Raw genomic sequence first — 7,164 nt, forward strand, 5'->3', positions numbered from 1 at the left:
GGCGGGCAAGCTGGAGCATGCGACCGCCCGCGGCCCGAACCGATTCGGGCATTTCGCGATGCAGGTCGTGCAACAGGCCCAGCGTCCCGTCATCGAGCGGCGCACGGCCCCGTGCGATCAGATCTACGAGCTGGCGCCACGCGGTTTCGCGCGCGAGCGAATGGCTCAGATCGGTCGCGAGAACGGTGGCGAAAGTGTCGTCGAAGCGCACGCTTGGAGCCCGGAGCCGCGCCGTTGATTCGGGGCGTGACGAATCCTTAACGACGCCGGTCCGATGACGGAACCACTCATTTTTGGCACGTCGCATAGTGGGACAATTGCGTTGGCGCGCAATTATCTTATAGGAACGGCATCCCCCGCTGTTCGACGATTTCGGAGTTACGACACATGGCCTTCGACCGGATCGACCGCCAGATCATGGCCCTGTTGCAGGACGACGGCCGGATGACGAACGTCGATCTGGCCGAACGGGTTGGGCTCACCGCCCCGCCCTGCCTGCGCCGCGTGCGCGCGCTGGAGGAGGCGGGCGCGATCAAGGGCTATCACGCCGCGCTCGATCCCACCCAGCTCGGCTATTCGATCACCGTGTTCGCAATGGTCAGCCTGAAAAGCCAGGCGGAGGCCGATCTGGCGGCGTTCGAAGCGCATGTCGGCCAGATCCCCGAAGTCCGGGAATGCCACATGCTCAACGGCGAGATCGATTTCATCCTGAAGATCGTCGCGACCGACCTGCGCAGCTTCCAGGAAATGCTGACCACCCAGCTGCTGACCGCGGACAATGTCGCCAGCGTCAAGACGTCGCTGACCATCCGCACGGCAAAGCAGCTGCCGGGGATTCCGGTCTAGACTGACCGGGAACGATCACCGGCCGGGGAACATGGGTTCCGCCGGCCGGTCGTTTACGTTGGGCTCAGGATGCGGCCGCCGGCGCCGGCGCGGCCGCGCGGGTATCCGCATAGAGCGTCCAGAATGCTGCAAGCTCCTTGCGCAGCGGATCGCTGACCCCCGCGAGGATCTGCTTCGCCTCGGCCTGCTGGCCCGACTGGGCGAGCGCGGCGCCCAGGCTCACCGTCGCGGCCGCCGTGTTCACCCCGCCCTTCTGGAGCGCGGCGCGATACAGCGGCACCGCCTTGGCGAACTGCTTGGTGCCCAGATAGGAATTGGCCGCCAGCAGCGCGAGCTTGCCGTCCTTGGCCGCCATCGCCTCCTTCTCCAGCGTGGCGAGCGATCCCTCGCGCGAAATCGCCTGCTTGGCGGCGGTGTAGAGCCCGTTCAGGTTGCTCGACGCCGGAACCTTGCCCGACGCGCGCCCCTCGTCGATCACCGCGACCGTCTCATAGCGCAGACCCGCGTTGTTGGCGGCGTCGGCATAGAGGATATAGTCGTTCTGGTCGGCGAGCGCGTTGGTCGCGCGCATCAGGCGATACAGCTCGATCCGGCCCTCGCGGTCGAGATCGTCGACCCCGCGCGAGCCGCTGGTGCGATAGATGTTGATCGCGGTGCGCCAGTTTTCGGCGGTGGGATAGGCGCGGACCAGCCGGCGCAGCCATTCGGCGAGCTGCGCTTCGTCCTTCGCCGCCTGCAGCTTGCTCGCGGCATAGCGATACCATTGTTCGGGGGCCTTGGCCGCGCCGCCGGCCTCGCGCTCGGCGATCGCGCGCTCCAGGTCGGCGATCCCGCCGTTCAGGTCCCCGCTGTCGACCTTTGCGCCTGCGATGCGCAGGTTCAGGTCGGGATCCTGGAAACCCAGCTCGCGCGCCTTGATCAGATAGGGCAGCGCCTGCGCGGGCTGCTTGCCCTCCAGCGTCGTGACCCCGCGAACATAGTTGAAACGGGCAAGGTCGGTCGCCGGCGTCTTGGGGCTGGCGATCAGCGTGTCGAGCGCGCGCACCATGCCGGGCGTGTCGTTCTTCTTGTTGGCGATCTGCAGGCGCAGCTGCGCGGCGAAGTATTTTTCGTCTTCGCTCTTCATCACCGCCTCCGCGGCGGCGAGCTGCGTCTCGGCGGTGGCGATGTCGCCCGCCTTGGCGGCGGTGTCGCCGGCGACGATCGCGTCACGGAATTCCTTGCTGATCTCGACCTTGGGCGCTTCTTCCTTTTTCTTTTTCTGCGCTTCGGCGGGCGCGGTCGCGACGACGGAAGCCGCACCGAGCACCAGGGCCGACGCGATCGCGGCTGACGAAAGCAACTTCATTTTCGATATCTCCAGTTCCTGCATGCGGTCACCCGTTGACGCCGCTGTAATTCGCGCAACGGGGGCTTTCAAGCGATCGACGCTCGCACCGCCTTTCGGTTCCCACCACTGAACCGTGGTTGAATGACCGGACGCCGGATTGGCGGGGCACCCCTGACCCCTTGGCCGTTTTGACCGGCGCACCCGCACCCGCTAGCTGCGGCGGCATGATCGCCATTCTGTCCCCTGCCAAGACGCTCGACTATTCCGGGCAGCTCCCCGACCGGCCGGCCTCCACGCCCCGCTTCGCGGAGGATGCGGCGACGATCGCGCGCGGCGCCGCCCGCCTCTCGGTCGCCCGGCTGTCGAAGCTGATGCACATTTCCGACAAGCTGGCCGCGCTCAACGCCGGTCGCTTTCGCGGCTTTGACGACGCGCCGTCGCGCCCGGCGCTGTTCGCCTTTGCGGGCGACGTCTACCGCGGGTTCGAGGCCGCGAGCCTCGAGCCGGAAGCGATTGCCTTCGCCCAGGATCATGTCCGCATCCTGTCCGGCCTCTACGGCCTGCTGCGCCCGCTGGACGCGATGCGGCCCTATCGCCTCGAAATGGGCACGCGCTGGGCACCCGGCAGGGCCAGGGATCTCTATGCCTATTGGCAGGACCGCATCGCGCGGGAAATCGCCGCGGACGCCGACGCGGCGGGTACCGACACGATCCTCAACCTCGCCAGCCAGGAATATTGGGGCGCTGTCGCCGGCAGGCTCCCCGCCGGCCTGCGCGTGATCGAGGTCGATTTCCGCCGCGCCACCCCGGACGGCCCGCAGTTCGTCAGCTTCGACGCCAAGCGCGCGCGCGGCATGATGGCGCGCTGGATGTGCGAGCATCGCGTCACCGATGTCGACGCGATGCGCGGCTTCGACAGCGACGGCTATCGCTTCGACGCCGCCGCCAGCACCGACGATGCGTGGCGCTTCGTGCGCGGGGCCGGCGCATGACCGGCAGCGCGGTGGTGATCGGCGCGTCGGGCGGGATCGGCGGTGCCTTTGCCGACGCGATCGAGGCCGAGGGGACGTTCGCCTGCGTCTGGCGCTTCGCCCGCAGCTTCGACGGCGATCGCCACCTCGACCTGACCGACGAGGCGAGCATCGCGGCCGCCGCGGCCCGCGTCGCCACCGGGCCCGCGCCGACGCTGGTGTTCGTCGCGACCGGCATCCTCCACGACGATGCGCGCGGCCCGGAAAAGGCGCTGCGCGATCTCGACGGCGACTGGCTGGCGCGGGTCTACGCGATCAATGCGATCGGCCCCGCGCTGGTCGCCAAGCATTTCCTCCCGCTGCTCCCGCGCGAGGGCAAGCCGGTGTTCGCCGCCCTCTCGGCGCGCGTCGGCAGCATCGCCGACAACCGGCTCGGCGGCTGGCACGGCTATCGCGCGTCGAAGGCCGCGCTCAACATGCTGATCCGCAATTTCGCGATCGAATCGAAGCGGCGCAGCGACCGTTCGATCGTCGTCGCGCTGCATCCCGGCACCGTCGACACCGCGCTCAGCCGGCCGTTCCAGGGCAATGTCGCACCCGGCAAGCTGTTCGACGCCGAGCGCGCCGCGCTCCAGCTGCTCGACGTGATCGAGGGGCTCAAACCCCAGGACAGCGGCAAGCTCTTCGCCTGGGACGGCGAGGAAGTCCCGTTCTGACGAGGCGTCGCCCCGGCGGAGGCCGGGGCCTCTTGCAGAAAGAAGAGCTCTGCTGGCCGGCGGCCCCGGCCTCCGCCGGGGCGACGGCTTCTCACGCGCACGCGCGCACGCGCGAGACTTGGCAGTCACGTCGCCAGGGTCTAAGACCGACCCAGAACTGACACACTCTTCCGAAAGCGCCAGCATTTGACCGACGAGACGCTCCTCGCCGACCCCTCCGACATCACGCCCATCTCGATCGTCGACGAAATGCGGTCGAGCTATCTCGACTATGCGATGTCGGTCATCGTCGCGCGCGCGCTGCCCGATGTCCGCGACGGGCTGAAACCCGTGCACCGCCGCATCCTCTATTCGGCCTATGAAAGCGGCTATGTCGCCGGCAAGCCGTATCGCAAATCGGCGCGCATCGTCGGCGACGTGATGGGTAAATACCACCCGCACGGCGACAGCTCGATCTACGAGGCGCTGGCCCGCATGGCCCAGGACTGGTCGATGCGCGTCCCGCTGATCGACGGCCAGGGGAATTTCGGGTCGATGGACCCCGACCGGCCCGCCGCGATGCGCTACACCGAATCGCGCCTCGCCCGGATCGCCAACGCGCTGCTCGACGATCTCGACAAGGATACGGTCGACTTCGTCCCCAATTATGACGGGTCGGAGAGCGAGCCGTCGGTCCTGCCCGCGCGCTTTCCCAACCTGCTCGTCAACGGCGCCGGCGGCATCGCGGTCGGCATGGCGACCAACATTCCGCCGCACAATCTGGGCGAGGTGATCGACGCGTGCCTGGCGCATATCCAGCGGATGCTCGACGGCGACGGCCCGATCTCGCTCGAGGAGCTGATGGAGATCGTGCCCGGCCCCGACTTTCCGACCGGCGCGGTGATCCTCGGTCGCTCGGGCTGCCGTTCGGCCTATGAAACCGGGCGCGGCTCGATCATCGTGCGCTCGCGCCACATCACCGAGACGCGCGGCGAGCGCCGTTCGATCGTGCTCACCGAAATCCCGTTCCAGACCGGCAAGTCGGGCCTCGTCGAAAAGATCGCCGAGGCCGCCAAGGACAAGCGGATCGAGGGCGTCAGCGACATCCGCGACGAATCGAACCGCGAGGGCGTCCGCATCGTCATCGACCTCAAGCGCGACGCGACCCCCGACGTCGTGCTCAACCAGCTGTGGCGGCACACGCCCGCCCAGTCGAGCTTCCCCGCCAACATGCTGGCGATCCGCGGCGGCCGGCCTGAGCTGCTCAACCTGCGCGACATCATCGAGGCGTTCGTCAAGTTCCGCGAGGAGGTCATCACCCGCCGCTCGAAGTTCGAGCTCGCGAAAGCGCGCGAGCGGGCGCATCTGTTGCTCGGCCTCGTCATCGCGGTCACCAATCTCGACGAGGTGGTCAGGATCATCCGCGGCTCCGCCTCGCCGGTGGAGGCACGCACGAAGCTGCTGATGCGCGAATGGCCGGTGGCGGAAATCGCGCCCTATATCCGCCTGGTCGAGGCGGTCGAGCATGAGGTCGAGGGCGACGTCTACCGCCTCTCCGATGCCCAGGTCCGCGCCATCCTCGACCTGCGCCTCCACCGCCTGACCGCGCTCGGCCGCGACGAGATCGGCGACGAACTGAAGACGCTGGCCGAATCGATCGCCGAGCTGCTCGAGATCCTCGCCAACCGTGCCCGCCTCTACGCGGTGCTCACCGACGAGCTGCGCGCCGTGCGCGATCAGTACGCCACCCCGCGCCGCACCGAGATTGCCGCCGCTGCCGACGGGATCGAGGACGAGGACCTGATCGAGCGCGAGGAGATGGTCGTCACCGTCACGCTCGAAGGCTATATCAAGCGCACTCCGCTCGACACCTTCCGCGCCCAGGCACGCGGGGGCAAGGGCCGCGCCGGCATGGCGACCAAGGACGAGGACGCGGTCACCAACCTGTTCGTCACCTCGACGCACACCCCCGTCCTGTTCTTCTCGACGCTGGGCAAGGTCTATCGGATGAAGGTGTGGAAGCTGCCAGAGGGCGGCCCGGCCACGCGCGGACGGCCGATGATCAACCTGCTGCCGCTCGCCAATGGCGAGACGATTTCGACCGTGCTGCCGCTGCCCGAGGACGAGGCGGAGTGGGGCAAGCTCCACGTCATGTTCGCCACCGCCCGGGGCTCGGTGCGGCGCAATTCGATGGACGCGTTCACCAACGTGCCCTCGAACGGCAAGATCGCGATGAAGTTCGAGGGCGACGACGCCGACGACCGCCTGATCGGCGTCGCGTTGCTCGACGAGAATGACGACGTGCTGCTCGCATCGCGCGACGGCAAGGCGATCCGCTTCCCCGGCGACGATGTCCGCGCGTTCCAGAGCCGCGCGTCGACGGGCGTGCGCGGCATGACGCTCCGCGACGGAGACGAGGTCATTTCCCTGTCGATCCTCCACCGCTCGGGCGCGAGCGCGGAGGAGCGCGAGGAATATCTGCGCTTCGCCCCGTGGAAGGGCGAGCGCGAGGGCGAATGCGCGCTGTCGGCCGACCGCTTCGCCGCGATGGTCGAGCGCGAACAGTTCATCCTCACCGTCTGCGCCAACGGCTATGGCAAGTTGAGCTCGGCCTATGAATATCGCCGCACCGGGCGCGGGGGCCAGGGGATCGTCAACATCGACAACATCGCCCGCAACGGCCGCGTCGTCGCCAGCTTCCCCGCGCGCGTCGCCGACCAGCTGATGCTCGTCACCGATCAGGCCAAGCTGATCCGCATCCCGCTCGCGTCGCTGCGCGTCATCGGCCGCGGCACCGCCGGCGTGCGCCTCTTCGACGTCGCGCCCGGCGAGCATGTCGTCGGCGTCGCCCGCATCGACGAGGATCAGGAGCCCGAGAACGAGGCCGAGGCGATGGTCGCCCAGGACGTCGCGATCGACACCGATCCCGCCAAGTCGGTTCAGGTCGACGACGGCACCGGGACGGACGATCCGGCGGACGAGGAAGAGGCGGAGTAGAGCCCCTCCCGTTGAGCTTCGCTCGCCTTCGGCTCAGGGGAGGGGTTGGGGTGGGGCCCTGTCCACCGCGCACGACATCACGCCGCATTGCTACCCGCTGGTTTCGAGCAAACCGCTGCCTGTTTCCCGTCACACCCCGCTCGTTTCGAGCGGATGCCTGTTTGTTTCGCACCAAACCCCGCTCGTTTCGAGCGAAGTCGAGAAACGCGAATGGCACGCGCACCGAGACGTTTCTCGACTGCGCTCGAAACGAACGGAACACGAGAAATAGGCGTAGGCCGCCCCATATCCCACTTCCGGAACCGCGCCACCCCGAACCCACCCC

The 7,164-nt window shown here is 68.0% G+C and carries 5 protein-coding genes and 1 pseudogene; 4 read left to right on the forward strand and 2 right to left on the reverse strand.

The genetic code is table 11. The features are described 5' to 3' along the window. Window positions 1-211, reverse strand: a pseudogene (locus AX709_RS07485) (sensor histidine kinase); the annotation flags it as partial. Between the two features lie 176 nt (window positions 212-387). Between AX709_RS07485 and AX709_RS07490 the strand changes: the two are divergent. Continuing rightward, a complete protein-coding gene (locus AX709_RS07490) occupies window positions 388-846 on the forward strand; it encodes an Lrp/AsnC family transcriptional regulator (protein WP_066476279.1) in 459 nt (152 codons plus the stop codon). Window positions 847-910: 64 nt separating this feature from the next. Here the strand turns inward: AX709_RS07490 and AX709_RS07495 are convergent, their stop codons facing one another. After that, a complete protein-coding gene (locus AX709_RS07495; protein WP_156437609.1) occupies window positions 911-2,194 on the reverse strand; it encodes a hypothetical protein in 1,284 nt (427 codons plus the stop codon). Window positions 2,195-2,400: 206 nt separating this feature from the next. On the opposite strand from AX709_RS07495, the gene yaaA reads away from it, so the two are divergent. The 3 genes from yaaA (at window position 2,401) to gyrA (ending at window position 6,839) form a co-directional block, all read left to right on the forward strand. Next, window positions 2,401-3,168: a peroxide stress protein YaaA gene (yaaA, locus tag AX709_RS07500; RefSeq protein ID WP_066476276.1), complete on the forward strand. Its 768-nt coding sequence runs from the start codon at window positions 2,401-2,403 to the stop codon at window positions 3,166-3,168. Beyond that, window positions 3,165-3,863, forward strand: coding sequence for an SDR family NAD(P)-dependent oxidoreductase (locus AX709_RS07505; protein WP_066548324.1), 699 nt, complete (start codon window positions 3,165-3,167; stop codon window positions 3,861-3,863). Before yaaA ends, AX709_RS07505 begins: the two co-directional genes overlap by 4 nt. A gap of 186 nt (window positions 3,864-4,049) precedes the next feature. Continuing rightward, window positions 4,050-6,839 carry a DNA gyrase subunit A gene (gene gyrA, locus AX709_RS07510; protein ID WP_066548322.1) on the forward strand — a complete coding sequence of 930 codons (2,790 nt, stop codon included), beginning with the start codon at window positions 4,050-4,052 and terminating at the stop codon, window positions 6,837-6,839. Window positions 6,840-7,164 lie beyond the last annotated feature (325 nt).

This window comes from Sphingomonas sp. CCH15-F11 (assembly GCF_001557005.1).
GTDB lineage: Bacteria > Pseudomonadota > Alphaproteobacteria > Sphingomonadales > Sphingomonadaceae > Sphingomonas.